At 52.9% G+C, this 16413-nt stretch carries 11 protein-coding genes and 1 pseudogene; 5 read left to right on the top strand and 7 right to left on the bottom strand.

Annotated elements, in window-relative coordinates; all coding sequences use genetic code 11:
• The first annotated feature begins 68 nt into the window (after positions 1 to 68).
• Together proS and ABUK12_RS21580 are read left to right on the top strand one after the other, a co-directional pair.
• Positions 69 to 1796, top strand: a complete 1728-nt coding sequence (proS, locus tag ABUK12_RS21585) for a proline--tRNA ligase (RefSeq protein ID WP_410013738.1) — start codon at positions 69 to 71, stop codon at positions 1794 to 1796.
• 339 nt (positions 1797 to 2135) lie between these two features.
• Positions 2136 to 2321, top strand: a complete 186-nt coding sequence (locus tag ABUK12_RS21580) for a transposase (protein ID WP_410016738.1) — start codon at positions 2136 to 2138, stop codon at positions 2319 to 2321.
• Between the two features lie 2212 nt (positions 2322 to 4533).
• Here ABUK12_RS21580 and ABUK12_RS21575 read toward each other — a convergent pair.
• From ABUK12_RS21575 to ABUK12_RS21565, 3 genes and pseudogenes are all read right to left on the bottom strand, one after another.
• Positions 4534 to 5043, bottom strand: a pseudogene (locus ABUK12_RS21575) (hypothetical protein); the annotation flags it as partial.
• A 1949-nt stretch (positions 5044 to 6992) separates the two neighbouring features.
• The gene (locus ABUK12_RS21570; protein WP_410013737.1) at positions 6993 to 7601 is read right to left on the bottom strand and encodes a hypothetical protein; all 609 of its coding nucleotides are present in this window, start codon (positions 7599 to 7601) and stop codon (positions 6993 to 6995) included.
• 265 nt (positions 7602 to 7866) lie between these two features.
• Positions 7867 to 8415, bottom strand: a complete 549-nt coding sequence (locus ABUK12_RS21565) for a YaeQ family protein (RefSeq protein ID WP_410013736.1) — start codon at positions 8413 to 8415, stop codon at positions 7867 to 7869.
• A gap of 258 nt (positions 8416 to 8673) precedes the next feature.
• Here ABUK12_RS21565 and rof point away from each other — a divergent pair, with 258 nt between their 5' ends.
• A complete protein-coding gene (gene rof / locus ABUK12_RS21560) occupies positions 8674 to 8931 on the top strand; it encodes a Rho-binding antiterminator (protein WP_410013735.1) in 258 nt (85 codons plus the stop codon).
• Between the two features lie 56 nt (positions 8932 to 8987).
• Here the strand turns inward: rof and tilS are convergent, their stop codons facing one another.
• Both tilS and ABUK12_RS21550 read right to left on the bottom strand, forming a co-directional pair.
• Positions 8988 to 10310: a tRNA lysidine(34) synthetase TilS gene (tilS, locus tag ABUK12_RS21555; protein WP_410013734.1), complete on the bottom strand. Its 1323-nt coding sequence runs from the start codon at positions 10308 to 10310 to the stop codon at positions 8988 to 8990.
• On the bottom strand, positions 10300 to 10689 hold the full coding sequence (locus ABUK12_RS21550) for a VOC family protein (RefSeq protein ID WP_410013733.1): 390 nt from the start codon (positions 10687 to 10689) through the stop codon (positions 10300 to 10302). The genes tilS and ABUK12_RS21550 overlap by 11 nt, the downstream gene beginning before the upstream one ends.
• A 344-nt stretch (positions 10690 to 11033) precedes the next feature.
• Here ABUK12_RS21550 and ABUK12_RS21545 point away from each other — a divergent pair, with 344 nt between their 5' ends.
• Both ABUK12_RS21545 and ABUK12_RS21540 read left to right on the top strand, forming a co-directional pair.
• A complete protein-coding gene (locus ABUK12_RS21545) occupies positions 11034 to 12575 on the top strand; it encodes an inositol phosphate phosphatase SopB (RefSeq protein ID WP_410013732.1) in 1542 nt (513 codons plus the stop codon).
• An 8-nt stretch (positions 12576 to 12583) separates the two neighbouring features.
• Complete coding sequence (locus ABUK12_RS21540) at positions 12584 to 12952, top strand: hypothetical protein (protein ID WP_410013731.1); 369 nt, start codon at positions 12584 to 12586, stop codon at positions 12950 to 12952.
• A gap of 98 nt (positions 12953 to 13050) precedes the next feature.
• On the opposite strand, the gene ABUK12_RS21535 is transcribed toward ABUK12_RS21540, so the two are convergent.
• Both ABUK12_RS21535 and accA read right to left on the bottom strand, forming a co-directional pair.
• A complete protein-coding gene (locus ABUK12_RS21535) occupies positions 13051 to 15198 on the bottom strand; it encodes a lysine decarboxylase LdcC (RefSeq protein WP_410013730.1) in 2148 nt (715 codons plus the stop codon).
• A gap of 247 nt (positions 15199 to 15445) precedes the next feature.
• Positions 15446 to 16405, bottom strand: coding sequence for an acetyl-CoA carboxylase carboxyl transferase subunit alpha (gene accA / locus ABUK12_RS21530; RefSeq protein ID WP_410013729.1), 960 nt, complete (start codon positions 16403 to 16405; stop codon positions 15446 to 15448).
• Positions 16406 to 16413 lie beyond the last annotated feature (8 nt).

The raw sequence follows: 16413 nt of genomic DNA, 5'->3' as shown, positions 1-16413 counted from the left end.
CACTTTTGATACTTTGCTGCCGATAAGCAGCCTGTGGCATTAAGCCGTTCTTGTGGAACCCAACTATCATGCGTACTACTCAATATCTGCTCTCCACCCTTAAGGAGACCCCCGCCGACGCCGAGGTTATCAGCCATCAGCTGATGCTGCGCGCCGGGATGATCCGCAAGCTGGCATCCGGTCTGTATACCTGGCTGCCCACCGGCCTGCGGGTACTGCGAAAAGTCGAAGCCATCGTGCGTGAAGAGATGAACAACGCCGGCGCCATTGAGGTTTCCATGCCGGTGGTGCAACCGGCGGATCTATGGCAGGAGAGCGGACGCTGGGAACAGTACGGGCCGGAATTGCTGCGTTTTGTCGATCGCGGGGATCGTCCGTTCGTGCTCGGCCCCACCCATGAGGAAGTGATTACCGATCTGGTGCGCAATGAAATCAGTTCGTACAAACAGCTGCCGCTGAATTTTTTCCAGATCCAGACCAAATTCCGCGACGAAGTACGCCCGCGTTTTGGCGTGATGCGCGCGCGCGAATTTTTGATGAAGGACGCCTACTCGTTCCATACCAGCCAGGAATCCCTGCAGGCGACTTACGACGCCATGTACCAGGCCTACAGCGCCATTTTCAATCGTATCGGCCTGAACTTCCGCGCCGTACAGGCGGATACCGGTTCCATCGGCGGCAACGCCTCCCATGAGTTCCAGGTGCTGGCCGACAGCGGCGAGGACGATATTGTTTTCGCCAGCGGTTCGGACTACGCCGCCAATATCGAACTGGCCGAAGCGGTTGCCCCGTCCCATCCGCGCGCGCAGCCGGCTGAAGAGCTGCGCCTGGTGGACACGCCCAACGCCAAGACCATTAATGAACTGGTGGAACAATTCAACCTGCCGGTGAGCAAAACCGTCAAGACGCTGATCGTCCACGGCGATAACGAGGCGGGCCACGCGCTGGTCGCGCTGCTGGTACGCGGCGATCATCAGCTTAATGAAATCAAGGCGGAAAAACTGCCGCAGGTGGCAAGCCCCCTTGAGTTCGCCAGCGAAGAAGAAATTCGCGCGGCCGTCGGCGCCGGCCCCGGTTCCCTCGGGCCGGTCAACCTGCCGATTCCGCTGGTGATTGACCGCAGCGTGGCGGCGATGAGCGATTTCAGCGCCGGCGCCAATACCGACGGCAAGCATTATTTCGGCATTAACTGGGAACGGGATCTGCCGCTGGCGGAAACCGCCGATCTGCGCAAAGTCGTGGAAGGCGATGTCAGCCCGGACGGCAAGGGCACGCTGCAGATTAAGCGCGGCATTGAAGTCGGCCATATTTTTCAACTGGGCGCCAAATATTCCCAGGCGATGAATGCCACCGTTCAGGGCGAGGACGGCCGTAACCAAACCTTGACCATGGGCTGCTACGGTATCGGCATTTCCCGGGTGGTCGCGGCGGCGATTGAGCAAAACCACGATGAGCGCGGCATCCTCTGGCCAGAAGCCATTGCTCCGTTCCAGGTCGCCATCCTGCCGATGAACATGCATAAATCCTTCCGGGTCAAGGATGCGGCGGAAGGCATCTATAACGCGTTGCGCGCCAAAGGCATCGACGTATTGCTCGACGATCGCAAGGAGCGCCCGGGCGTCATGTTCGCCGATATGGAGCTGATTGGCATACCGCACACCATTGTTATCGGCGACCGCAATCTCGACAGCGAAGAGATTGAATATAAACACCGCCGGATTGGCGAAAAGCAGATGATGAAAATCAGCGCTATCGTCGACTATCTGGTGGCTGAAATCAGCAACGCCGGCCGTTAAGCCGGTAATCCGCCCACTATCCGGCCGGCAATATGCCGGCCGTTTTTTCCGATCGCCGGATTAAACCCGCCATCTGTTAATCATTGTGAATGAGATTGATCAATATCCAGCTTTTTTGCAGGATGCCCGGGTCACCATAGATAAAGTTGCGGCTGTTCGATTTTACCGGTCTAATATCCAGATGATCCTTGGCGCCAAGCTTAATGGTTTCGGTATATTTATTAACTTCGGTGGCAATAAAAAAAGCGATCTCTCCCTGGTCGGAAAATATTTCGCTTGGAATATTCCTTTGCAACATCACCAGCCTTTCCCTGTTTTCCAGCAGTGTGATGACCACCCTTGGCGTTGACGGCAAAGGGGACATTGTCGAACCGTTATTTGCACCATCATCGGGCCCGCCGGGGCGGTCAACGATTAACGTCTCATTCATTTGCAAAGCGAGCCGCCCTACTTGTTCCACCAACAGGGAATGCCCTAATCCGATATCATCGCGCGTATCGGTACGCCTTCCGCCTGTTTCGCTAAAATGAACATAGTGCGCGGGCTGAATGGGATCAAGCCTGGGTTCGTCGGTGGTCATATCGATTTGCAGGCTGAAATCAGACCTTAACCAGGAATTAAGATAAAAATGAAAATGCGAGAAATCAAATCCCATGCTTAAAATATCCTGATCTCTGACGCCCGCCATAATGGGAAAGAAAGCAGATTTTTCCTTGAAAAAATTAGCCAGTAAAAGTGGCCATAATGTCTTGCGATGGCATTCACTACCCAGGCGGATGAGATATTCTCTCAAATGATCTTTATCGTCCGTTAAAGAGATATAAATATTGCTCTTGCTCAGCAGATTCCTGGAAACAACGATCGAGGGGAGCTGCCGGAAGGTGTCCAGCGACGGCAGGACATCCCGCCAATGCAGCGGATGGCGTAAATCTTGTCCGTCCACGACGAGAGTCCCCGCCGGCATCTCCTTATATTCCCGCGACAAAATATAGGCATCCAGGGCGTTGCTCATAGTCCGGCTGCCATAAAAAATGGTCAGCATGGCGGCGATAAGCGTTTCCTCATCCCCGGTGGGGTTTGCCAGCAAGCTGGCCTGATAAAGGGATTCCGCCGTCATCAGGCCGGGATAATAAGCCATCAGCGTTTGCGCGCCGATTTCTTTCCTGAGAAAATGCAGCACATCAATTACCACCATGCCGAAGGGAATGTTTTCACTAACCGCCCTGCTGTGGCGCTGGAATGGCAAATTTCCAATGAGGCTAAGAGCGTCCTCGATGAAATCATGGATACGCCGGTGCCAGCGCTCGTTATCCCGCCGCCGTTCAATACCGCAGCCACGCTGCGGCTTAAACATAACTCCCGTCCCCCGATTACGCGATTTACTGTCGGTAATCACCCCGCGATAACTTTCTACCGTGGCACCCAGCCTGTCGGCCATAATCTGCGCGGAAGAGCGCCGTCCCCCTAACGCGCCAAAGCACGAGATCAGCTCGATATGGCTAATAGGCTGATCCGGGTGCAGCGAGCGATGTAACCCAAGAATAATATTTGATAGTTCAACGGCGTCGTAATGATTGATGGAAGCCAGGGCGCCATGGGCCTTTATTTCCATTTGCAGGCTATTTAGCCCGTTGCGAACGTAGTCAATACGACCATCAGGCCCTAATAATGCTGAAATCCGGTTTTTTTCTAAATTACCCTCTCCGACCACAACCTTAAAGGATTTTTGATCATTGATCCTTCTGCCGTTAGTGATATCCCCTATCTCTTGCGAAGAAACTATCCTCTGATCACTCCTCAGCATATTATTGATATAATCATTGTTAAGTCCCGCAAAACGATCGTCCCCCAAGCTGACCATCATATGAAAATCTTTATCATCGGTATAAAAAACCAACAACTTTCCGGCAGCCACATTGGCAAGCTGAGCGTTATTGTCAATATACTTATCTATAACCATAAATTTATTGAGCTTTATTATTGATATCCTATTACCATCCATTTTTCCGATCATTAGCCTTGCCAAACGTTCCAGCGCATCGGCTTGCTGAGGTACGAGATGTTTAGCGGCAATTAAAATTTCCAGTGCAAAACGGATGCTGGTTTTTTCGTTGGAACTTTTAGCGCTAAGTTCTTTGGCAATATCCATGATACTTTTGCTTGTCGGGCTTGAGTGCGGAAAATCCCCTTTTTCAACCATAAAGCTTTTACATTGGTTATAAGTAACTAACACATCGTCCTTGAAATGTCCCAATTGCTCAGTAATCAAAATGCATTTTTCATCACTGAGTTCCGCATCCAGCAGGCTATTATTCATCCCGGTAAACCTGCCGTTACCCACGCTGAGCATCAGATGTGAGATTGAACTGTCTTGAAGATTAGTAAAACGAACCAGTTTTCCCGGTTCAATACGCAGCATGTCGCTATAAGTCCTGATCTGAAAGGGATGTGGTATAATCTCAAGCATCGCTTCTGGGGAGTTTTTTTTATATGCTGCCAATAAATTATCCTTCTGATTAAGCGTGAGCTGTCCGGCTTTTTGCATAACCGATATAATAAATTCATAACTGTTTTTGGACGTTTGATCTTTGATAATGGATTTACGTATTTTTTTTTGCAGCAATAACTGTTGTTCCACGCCATCATAATGCGATAAAAAAGTTGAAAACGTTATCGGCGTAGCCGGCTGCAGCAATTCACTGAAACCCGGCGGCGACAATAATAATTGTTCATTGTCGCGGCTAATCATAAAACTTTCCTGATAATCTTGAGCCAGTTGTTCCGTAGCGAAGTCTTTATAAGTGATCAAAGCGGCGGAACCGGAATTTTTAAAGCTCAGGGTCCATTTATCCTCAGTTAAAATCGCCACATCTTCGATGTCAGGCAGTTTTATAGACCGTAAATTTTCAGCATTAGGCTCAAGTAGATAATCTATATTTTTATATTTAGCGGCCAACAAGTAATGGCGAATAACTTCACTATTTATAATTGGGTCGAAAATAAATAGTGCGCGATAACGGACATTATAAAATCCATGATTAATGGCAAAGCGTTCCACTCCTTTTAATGCTTGTTTTAAATTCCCTTCAAATTTGAATCGATTGCAATAACGACGAAACCTTAAGGCTAAATTATCATCATAACTGAAAATTTCCTTGTCTAACGTCGATGTTGATACCACATTATAATCCTCAACATACAAGGTGGCGGACCTGCCATTCTTTAATATCAGTTGCTGGTTATTCATTATGAAGGCGTCGCCGCCAACTTCTTGCCACTGCGAGGCGGAAAGAGAGTGATCCAATTTTTGCAGTCCAAAGCCGGCAAATCTGTCGTTACCTAGACTAAGCAATAATAGCGTCAATTTATTGGTTAAATTATCCACTACCGCAACTTTATAGCCAGGGGGAATGAAACGCAATGACTCCCTTTCGCGTAAAATTATTTTTGGACTAGAACTTTCATCCCAAAAATAAAGTTCATTGGCAAATTGATAGGTTTCATCATCTATCCGGCGACATAGCTGAAACACTTGCAGCATCGCCTTAATGTTGTTATTTCCCAGGATATTTAAGCGACCTTTTTCCTCATTTACCAGCGCTTTAACCAACATGACCATACGATCGCGTGTTTCCCCTTTGGTAAAAGTCTCGGCCACCTGTGTGGCGGTGGTGGCGGACTTTAACAATTCACCGATCCTGCCCGCCTGCTCGTGCAGTAATGCGTATCCCTGGCTACCATAGGATTTTATCACGCCATAGATATCCGCCGCGCCGGTTATGCCGGTAATCACTATACTTAACAAGGCTGATTCCCAGCCCTTCTGGCGCCTTTGCGCGTCCTGTTCGCGGGCGGCGCTTTGCAGTTGCAGAACACTACCGGCACCCGCCAGCATATCGCCCAGTATCATGGCGGCACAGCCCGCAGGTGAACCGCCGCTGAAAAACAGCGCCAGCAGAGAAATGGCATTGCTTGCAGCCAGTAAACGCTGTTGTGTCACGTCATCAGGGCCGGCGTCGTTTGGATTGGTTGAAACCAGAGCATTATAACCAATATGCTCGTCCAGTTTTTCCATATCCAGATGTCTTAAACGTTCCCAAATATTGACCTGATTGATCAACACGATAGTGGATTCTAAAATACAGGCAGGCTTATTCAACCTTGGTGTCAGACTGGTTGATTCTAGCCATGCTTTATGTTGAATCGAGAGGTGCCCGGCGATAAAGTGCTTTAATGCGGTGGATGCGTCGTCAGGAGTCCAAAGATAAATTCTGCCCGTTGCCAGGGAGATAAATAACCCGCCTGTTGGCTCGGCGATAGCGACAATGCCCGGAACAGTGAACCGGCCTTCAGGGGTAGCCACACTGATCAGCCGCTCGCCTATCAGTCCATCCATCCAGCGATCAATCATATTTCGTAAATCACGATCCGCGTCGCTGGCCATAAATGGGAACAACGCCGCGACCATCCGGTTTTTAGCCATAGTAATATAAGCGGCGCTGATATCCGTACTAGCACCAAAGTATTCAAGCAATCGTTCTAGCTCAGCCGTCAGGGTGATGGCGTCACCATTAATAATAAATTCCAGATAGGAAAGAAAATTTTCCTTATCAGATCCCAAAATGGTAGTTTTAATAATGATATAATCATTATCTTCTTTTGCATGATTACCTATATTTAATATGGCGTTAGAGAATTCCTTTAGCAACAGCTGCCGGACGCTATAGATCCCTTCTTTTATATGCGTTGTCGGCTGCATGCCTTTGCGGTCGTGTTTCATAAAAAGAATAAGCAGGGAGGTTTTTCTGGAAAGTTGATGCGCCGTCAGGGACAGGCCGTATTTTCTCTGTACCAGGTCACTTAACATCATATCAACAAAATTCAGGGTCACGTTATCACGTGCCGCCGGAAACTCTTGGGAAACACCGAATGTATGCAGCCATTGATTACGTTCCAGCATCATGTGGTGTCGGGACATGTTATTTCGGTTGGGATTCGGGTTAACAGGCGCCAAATCGGGTGGAGAAGGATAATGTCCATCTGCTGTCGGTTTATCCATGGCCGCGTTCATCTGAGAATATGTATTTATTTTTTCACGCAACGTCCGCCAATACGCCATGTGCTCTTCCTGGCTTGCACAAGCGGGTGATTGAGCTTCATCAGTTATTTGCCTTCTGCCACGTAAGATTTTATCGCTTATCTGCTCTGCTTTTTTTTTATTTTGCCTTGCGATATTCTTTCCGCGGGAACCACGGAGCGGGTAATAATGGCGGGGTATGGCGATCCATCCCGGGCTGGCTGCGCCTTTAGCGGGACGATAGCCGCGCTATCGTCCCATCCTGAATATATTTTTGATGGCATAAGAGAGAAACCGGGCAGTCTGATCGAGGCGAACGCCTCAAGCAGCGCCGCGGTAAATCGAATCTTTTGCCGGGATAACGGATGAACGCGTTCAGCGGCATCTCTGACTGCGCAAAGTACTCCTCTCGCCTCTCGTTGTTCCTCAGGCGGTAATTCCTGCAGCCATTTATTGCCGGAGATAGCCTCACTGCCATAGCGCAAATAGTACAGCAACGTGTCATTGATTACTGGGTGCGAAGCCTTTAATATATCTTTATTGCCATGAAATTTATTTTCATCATTCTTAAACTGACGTATTGTGACGCCCTCCCCATGTTGTTCTCTATTTGAAACGTTGGTTAGCCTATGCGCTCCCCAGGTGACTGGCGGCGAATTATTTATTTTCGTTTTATTATTAAAGAAAGAAATAATAGAAAAAGGTTGAGTTGCATTCGCTATTAGCATAGATATTATATCCTTTTTTATTCACGGTGATCAGGTTGATGATTGGGAGAGGCTATAATCAATGGCGAACAGTATCTTTTGCGGCGGCTAAGCGTCAACCGCGGATCAGGTTAATCAATATTTAATCATTACGCTGCGCCGGTGCCGGGGGGATATTAAATAGCGTTTATTACGCGGGCCATTCGCCATGAACCGCGCAACTTCTTCTGGGGATGCATCGTCGACGCCGCTGCGCGGCCCGGGCTTATCGGCGCAGCCAAAGTCCTTAGCCAGCCGCGTTTTTCCAGGTCGCCAGGGTAATTTCCAGCTGAGTTTGCTGATCCGACAGCCACATCAATCCGTCCTGCAGTGTTGCCTGCAAAGACATATTACGCGCCGCCAGCGCGGCCAGCTGCGCCATTTGCGCATCGTCGACAAAATAAACGCTCAGATTGTCGTGCTGGGATAACATTGGCTCGACCTGTCGCCACCAAATCCGCGCCGCGCGCTCGTTATAGGCATAGAGCACCACATTGCGCGCCAGGTGGCAGGCTTTACGCAGCCGTTTTTCCTCCGGCAGCCCCAGCTCAATCCACCACTCCGGTTCACCGTGATCGTTGCGCAGCCATAATGCAGGCTCATCTTCGGCGCTGAGGCCGCGGGTAAACTCCAGGCGATCGTCGGCATGATAAATCCATGCCAGCAGCCGCAGCATCATGCGCTGCGGTGTTTCCGAGGGATGCTGGGCCAGTACCAGATTAACATCGGAAAAATAATTCCGGTCCATATCGGCGATGTTGACCGCCGCTTTATGTACAGTCGCTTTTAACGCCATGGTGATTCCGTAAGATATGCTTTGCCCGGCAGTGTACCTGACATCGCCCGTCGGCCGCCAGAAAAGCGGTAAATGCATAGTGTCGGCTCTATTAATTCCTAAACCATTTATTCCAGGGATAGGGGCGCTCTGTGCTATAGTCTGATAAGGAAATACTGTTGAAAGATGTAGGCGGGATGAGCGGCGGATGAAAATCGCACTTCATCCTCCCTCAGGGAACAGGCGGTATTTACCGCCGTAACAAGTAGGTGAGCTATTATGTCAACGAATGAAGAATATCAACCCATTAATTGTGATGATTACGATAATCTTGAGCTCGCCTGTCAGCGCCACTGGGTCCTCACTCTGACGCTTAAGAATGGAGATACCGTTGCCGGCACGGCGCGCGATATGATCTCAAGAAAACATGTCGAGTATCTGGTTATCGATGACGCTGGCGGCAGCCATGAAATACGGCTGGACCATATTGCCAGTTTCACCCATCCTGAACTCGGTACAGTCGTGGTTAGCGAATAACCCCCTCGCCCCTTCCTTCCTGACGGGCAGTAGGATTGCTACCCGTTAGCGTCACTCTACCGTATCCATTCCACATTCAGGCCTGTTTCCTCCTCCCCGGCCTGTCCTTCGCGAGTAATAAAGATGCCGGGTGCGGTTATCAGCTGCTCATTGTAATACACCAGAGGTGTGCGCTCGCGCTGCCAGGGCGCGATACCCAGCTCCTGCCATAATTTTTTTACCGATCGTCCATGGCGCCGGCCCAGGATATGCAGGGTACCGGTCGCCGAAAACCGCACGCTTACCCGCTCGTCCATCCGCGGCCGGCGCACCGCCCCGCCGCTGGAACCCAGGCGCAGCAGACCGAGATCCTCCGGCAGCGGCAGCGGTTGTCCGGTGTCCTCCCATAATAGCACCCGCCCCCTGAGCGGGGGCCACAGCGGCAGGATAAACAAGCGTTGGCGAAAGCGCCTGATCTGCCGGTCACCCAGCCGCATCATGGGCTCGGCGTCCTGGCGGCTTAACGCAACCTCCTGCCAGATCCTGGCCAGTTGTTCCTGCGCGGGCATGGCCATGCCAAACGACGCCAGCCAGCGGCGCAATACGGCCGCGCGCCGGATAGCGCTCATGCCCATCATCGGCGCCAGTTCGAGTGAGCCGTCATCGCGGGTTAATTGTTGCAGCGTCTCGGCGAGCAGCTCGTCGAGCAGGGTTTCCTGTTCGGCGCAAAGCGTGGCGCTGCGCGCCGCCGCCCGGCTGAAATGGGGCCAGCGCTCCTTAAGCAGGGGGAGAATGCGCAGGCGCAGAAAATTACGATCGAAGCGTTGATCCTGGTTACTCTCATCCTCAATCCAGCGTAAGCGCCGGCTTTCGGCATAGTCGCGCAGCTGCGCCCGGCTGATATCGAGTAAAGGACGCAGCAGCTCGTGCCCGTGGAAAGGCGACGCGGCGGCCATGGCCGACAATCCGGCCGGTCCGCTGCCGCGTTTTAGCGCCAGCAGCAGCGTTTCGCTTTGGTCGTCCTGATGCTGCGCGGTCAGCAATGTCTCTCCAGGCAGCAGCGCCTGGGCCAGCGCCTGGTAACGCGCGGAGCGCGCCGCCGCTTCAATACCGCCGTCGGCGGGATCCACGCTCACCCTGACCTGCTGGAACGGAATCGCCAGATGGCGGCACAGCGCCTGGCAATGCTGCGCCCAATCATCGGCATGGGCGCTCAAGCCATGATGAACATAGACCGCGCGCGGGGCGAGATCGGGCAGTTGCCGCCCGCGCAGGCATGCCAGCGCATCCAACAGCACCGTGGAGTCCAGTCCGCCGCTCAGGGCCACCAGCACCGTTCTGCGCCGCTCAAGCCTGGCGGCGATATGGCGGCAGAGCGCCTCACCGTCATCAGGCTTCATAGAGCTCCAGGGGCAGATCGTCGGGATCGATGAAAAAGGTAAAGCGCCTGCCGGTCAGGGGATCGATGCGGATCGGCTCGCAGTCGACGCCGTCGATATGAAGCGCGCTGACGGCCGCGGCAATGTCCGCCACGCTGAACGCCATGTGGCGCAAACCGCGGGCCTCCGGGCGGCTGACCCTGGCCGGCGCGTTGGGAAAACTGAACAGCTCGATAATATAGTCGCCATTGAGCGCCAAATCGCCTTTCCAGGAATCGCGTTCGGCGCGATATACCTCGCTTAACAACGTGAACCCCAGGATGTCGCAATAAAATTGCTTACTGCGCGGGTAATCCGACGCGATGATGGCGATATGGTGCACCTGCTGTAGTTTTAGCATCGGCATAGTCCTTTTTATTCCGTTAATGCGCGTTGCCCGGGTTTGCCGCCCGGCGTTCAAAGGCAATTTACCACACTCTCTCCGCCCTCGCCCGCCTGTCATGCGCGCGGCAAGATGCATAAAACGCTCACGCCCGGAGTAATGCCTGGAATTATCCATTTCATTGATTTAGCATCTGATTAAATTATATACACCTTCCATTAAATTGATGCATAGCAACAGGTAACGCCATGAGCAGTTCCTCCCACATCCTTATTAATCGTCCAGCCGACCCCAGCCGGTTCGCTACCGGTCAAGTGGCGGGTATTAGCCCTTGCGAGGCGGTTACCGGAACATTTGCGCATTTGAAAGCGCCGCGTATCAGTCATCCGGTCAATATCATGGGCAGGCCTTCAGCCGCCGGTTTCCCACGCTCCCCGATTGCGGCGCGGCGCAGGCTGGCGCTGGCGGCAGGGCTCGGCGCCGCGGAGAAATTGGGCGACGACGAAGGCGTAAATTATTTTGCCGTCATGCTGGATAATGAAAAAGACGATGATGATACGCCCAGGGAAAATAAGGATTACAAGGCCGTACTGGCGCTGGAAAAAGGGATTATAAAATTGTTAGCCAATTTTATAAAGAAACACAGCGGATGCAGTTCCCGCAAAGCCCGCAGCGAGGCCAAAGCGCTTTTTAATACGTCCAGTAAAGATGTATTGAACAATCTGGATTGGAATACCGTTGAAGACAGTTTTCGTTTTCGCGGTACTCACTTTAACAGTACATTAATACCCGCGGGGCAAATAAAACTGGGTGATCAGGATATTTTTGCCGCGAGCTACGCTAACAAAGGGATCAGCAGTAAATCCAATGAGGAAACCACTCATGCGATGAATATGTGGATCTCGACGTTTTACGCGGGAGACGATAACCGGGATCCGCTGTTTTCCGGCATCCGCCACGGCGTACTGAGTCCCTTCGGCCTGAAAGCGGGCAGCGCGGAACGTCAACAAGGCACGTTGAATCGGGCCAGGGAAGTGGCCGCCGCCGCGTTGTTCCTGCATCCGGAAAAGCTGGCCGCGGCGTTGGCGGGCCAGACGGTAGTATTGCCGCTTACGTCGACGAGCCTGCTGACACCGGTGGATATCGGGCCGTCAACGGAGGAATCACAATTCAGGGATCAGATGGAAGCCTGGGAGAAACTGGGCGCCGGCCCGGTAGAAATACCTATCAGGAACGAGAAAGGCGAAATGGTGCGGGTCACCCTGCGCCTTGACATCGCCGCCTTTAATTTCGGGGTCAATGAGCTGGCGTTGAAACGGCTGCATCTGGGACATCGCACAGCCGACGCCTATAATCGCTCCGCCCTGGTCAAGCTGCTCGGCAAGGATCTTTCCCCCGGCTCGGCGCACGGAGGCTGGGTGGGGCAATATCTCGCTAACCGACCGGATAACGCCGACAGGGTTTCTTCGCTTGCCAGCGAACTGAAACAGATTTGGGCCAAGAAGACGTACCGTGCCGATAAAGGCGAGCCATACAAGGCGGCCGTGCGGGTGGCGTTATTATCCCATGAAATAGGCATTACCCCCTGCTGGAACTGCAAGAGCGGAAAAGACCGCACCGGTATAATGGATGCGGTCATTAAGCATCAGGCCGTAAGTCAATACCTGCATAAAACCGATGCACACAGTGTATTGCCTGATGCAGAGAACAAAGAGCTGATGCAGAAAGTGATGCTCAACAGCGGAAATTTGCAAATCCAGCAGCATAACACCGGCGTTCCCGGCAACAAATGTATGAAGAACAATAAAATTCTTAATTTTTTATTCGGCAAATTAACATTGCGCCGCAGCATTGGCGATAAAAAAATAGCCGACCAGGCAGAAGGCTTTTCTAAATACGTATAGGAGAGAGTATGGAAACCTTTTTGCAGGGTTTATACGACCGTTATAATATTATCCCCCATGAAGAAAACACATTATATATTAATGAAGATGTGATTATTTATTTTGATGAAACAGAGAAGGATATCATCTTGCTTTGTCCTTGTTTTCCCGTGCCGGCGCAGCAGACGCAATTACTAGAGCTGTTATCGCTAAATGGCAAAAGCGATATCAGCTTCTGCGCCGCCGATAATCTGATCTTGGCCAGATTAACCGTAAGGCAGCACGATGATTTCGACGACATGATGGAGAGATTCAGTGTATATATTGCGGAAATTACGTGCGCCATTGAACGCTTTGATCAGGGTCCATGGCATCAGGCCGCCGGCCGCTTTGCCTGAAGATGGGCTGACACGGCCGCCGCCTTTGCCGGCCCGGGGAATGAGCGCACCGGTTCGCCGCCGGCCGGCCCGGGTGCCGCATGCGTATCACCGCGGCTTCAGGCCGGGCTATCGGTTTTCAGCACCCGTACGAGGTAACGGCCGTCCTCGGTCAACTGGGCGCCGTGGATATCGGTTTCAAATCCCGGATAATGTATCCCGATGGTGCACAGCATAATCAGGAAATCCAGCACGCCGCGGCTTTGCTCGGTGATCATTTCACCCGGCATCACCACCGGCACTCCCGGCGGATACGGCAACAGCATATTGGCGGAAATACGTCCCAGCAGGTCAGGCAACTCCACCGTCTCCACATTGCCCCGCACCTGTTGCTGGAAAGCGGCATGGGGCGTCATTTTCATCTCGGGCAGCACGTCGAAGGCGCTTAACATCAGATGCGGCAGCCGGTGTTGCCGGATCAAGCGGTGAATGCCCTGGGCCAGATCCTGGATACGCATATTGCGATAGAAATCGGGATCCTCGGCGAACAGATCCGGCAGCATATTCCTCACCCGCAAATTCAGATCATAGGACCGTTTAAATTCCGTCAGCCCGCGCAGCAGGCTCATGGCCTTGGTTTTATCAATGCCGATGCTGAACAGGAACAGCAGGTTGTAGGGGCCGGTTTTTTCCACCACCACGCCGCGCTCGTCGAGGAATTTGGCCACCAGCGCCGCCGGTATGCCTTCCTCGGCCATGTTGCCGAACTCATCCATGCCTGGCGTCAGGATGGTGACCTTGATCGGGTCGAGATACATATGGTCGGCGTCGGCATGGTTAAAACCGTGCCAGGGCGCGCCCGGCTCGATGGGCCAGCACACCGCCTCCTCGATAATCTCCGGTTGCCAGATATCGAAAAACCAGCCCTCGGACTCCTCACGCAGACGCTGCACCTCTTTGCGAAAATGCAGCGCCCGCTCGATGGAGCGCAGGATCAGCCGCCGCCCGGGCTTGCCGCGCACCATGGCCGCCGCGGTCTCAATCGACGCCACGATGCCGTAATTCGGCGACGTCGTGGTATGCATCATATAGGCTTCGTTAAAGGTGCGTTCGTCATAATCACCTTTAATATGAATCAACGAGGCCTGGGAAAACGCCGCCAGCAGTTTATGAGTGGACTGGGTTTCAAAAATCACCTTGCCGGGAATACGGTCGCCGCTCATGCCGCTTTTGCCGCGGTAAATCGGATGGAAATTGGTATAAGGCACCCAGGCGGAGTCAAAATGGATCGAGGCCACCTCCAGGGTTTCTTTAATATACTGTGTATTATACAGCAAGCCGTCATAGGTTGAATTGGTGATCACCGCATGCACGGGCCAGGAGGCGTGGGGGGTTTGCGCTACTTTCAGCGCAATGCTTTCCCGGCTGAACTCACGTTTGGGAATGCCGCCCAGGATCCCGTAGGCATTGCGGATAGGACACAGGTAGATCGGCACAATGTCGCTCATCATCAGCAAATGCGTCAGCGACTTGTGGCAGTTGCGATCGATAAGCACCGTGCTGCCCGACGGCGCGGCATACATCCCCACCATTTTATTGGCGGTGGATGTACCGTTGGTCACCATATAGCTTTGCTCCGCGCCGAAGATGCGGGCGATAAACTCTTCCGCCTCCAGGTGCGGGCCGGAGTGATCGAGCAGCGATCCCAGTTCGGTTACCGAGATCGAGACATCCGCCTTCAGGGTGTTGGCGCCGAAAAAATCATAAAACAGGCTGCCCACCGGGCTTTTTTGATAGGCGGTGCCGGCCATGTGTCCGGGGGTGCAAAAAGTATATTTACCCTCCTTCACGTAGTTGAACAGCGCCTTGGTAAAGGGGGGAATAATGGCGTCGATATATTCGTCGGTATACTGACGGATGCGCACGCTGATATCGTCGGCCACGCCCAGGCCGTACTCAAAAAAGTACAGCACCATACGCATTTCGTTCAGGCTGACGTCCAGTGACGAATGGGTGTTGATAAACGCGTAGAGCGGCAGGTATTCGTTCAGTTCATTGATCTCGATGCAGAGATCCATACTGTACTGATCCCAGTCGAAAATCACGCCGCAGATGCGCGGATTCTGCTCGATAAGCTTGACCAGATCGCCGCTCGAGGTGGGATAGACTAATTGAAAACCCTGCGTTTTCAACGCCTCGTCCAGCTCACGGATGGGTTCATTTTTATAAAATACCCGCTCCGGACTTAGTATTGCAATGATGTTCATTCAGCCGGTCCTTTTAGCCTGGGTCTATTTTACCTGAAGATGTCGCTTAAAAAGTTCCCTTGAAAACTTCCCTGGCAATACTACGCCGCCCAATAAGCATAGATGACTTCGTCACGGCCATGGCCGCAAACGCCGGCGGTTGCGCGCGGCCCATGAAAAAACACCCCGCGAGCGCACGCTGGCGGGGTGTTTGGCCGTGATCGACCGCGCGGTGCCGGCAGCGCATGCCGGCGCGGCCGGGTGGGTATCAGCAGTAGCCGTAATTCATCAGCCGCTGATAACGGCGGTTCAGCAGCTCTTCTTCGCTCATTCTGTCCAGCTCGTCCAGGTCGGAGAGCAACTGCGCTTTTAATGACGCCGCAATAGCCAGCACATCGCGATGCGCGCCGCCCAGCGGCTCGGGAACTATGCTGTCGATAAGCTCCAGTTCCTTCAGACGCGGCGCGACGATGCCCATCGCCTCGGCGGCAATCGGCGCCTTGTCGGCGCTTTTCCACAGGATGGACGCGCAGCCTTCCGGTGAAATCACCGAGTAGGTGCTGTACTGCAGCATATTGACCTTATCGCCCACGCCGATGGCGAGTGCGCCGCCGGAGCCGCCCTCGCCGATAACGGTGCAGACCACCGGTACCCGCAGCCCCGGCATTTCGCGCAGGTTGTGGGCAATGGCCTCGGACTGGCCACGCTCCTCGGCGCCGACGCCCGGATAGGCGCCTGGGGTATCGATAAAGGTCAGCAGCGGCAGGTTAAAACGATCGGCCATTTCCATCAGCCGCAGGGCCTTGCGATAGCCTTCCGGCGCGGGCATGCCGAAGTTGCGGCGGATTTTTTCTTTGGTTTCCCGGCCCTTTTGATGGCCGATGATCATCACCGGCCGGCCGTCGAGGCGGGCCATGCCGCCGACAATCGCTTTATCGTCGGCATAGGCGCGATCGCCCGCCAGCTCATCGAAGTCGGTGAAAATATGCTGGACGTAATCCAGCGTATAAGGCCTGCGGGGATGACGGGCCAGCTGGGCAATTTGCCAGGCCCCCAGATCGGAGAAAATTTTACGGGTCAGCTCTACGCTTTTTTCACGCAGCCGCTGCACCTCTTCATCCAGATTAATATCTAATTTTTCGTCTTGACGGCTGACTGCGGTCAGCGAGTCAATTTTCGCTTCCAGCTCTGCAATCGGCTGTTCAAAATCAAGAAAATTCAGACTCATAGTATTCC

Origin of the sequence: Sodalis sp. C49 (assembly GCF_046352915.1) — a bacterium.
In the GTDB taxonomy this organism is placed as follows: domain Bacteria; phylum Pseudomonadota; class Gammaproteobacteria; order Enterobacterales; family Enterobacteriaceae; genus Acerihabitans.
This window is presented reverse-complemented; position numbering and strand designations above follow the sequence as displayed.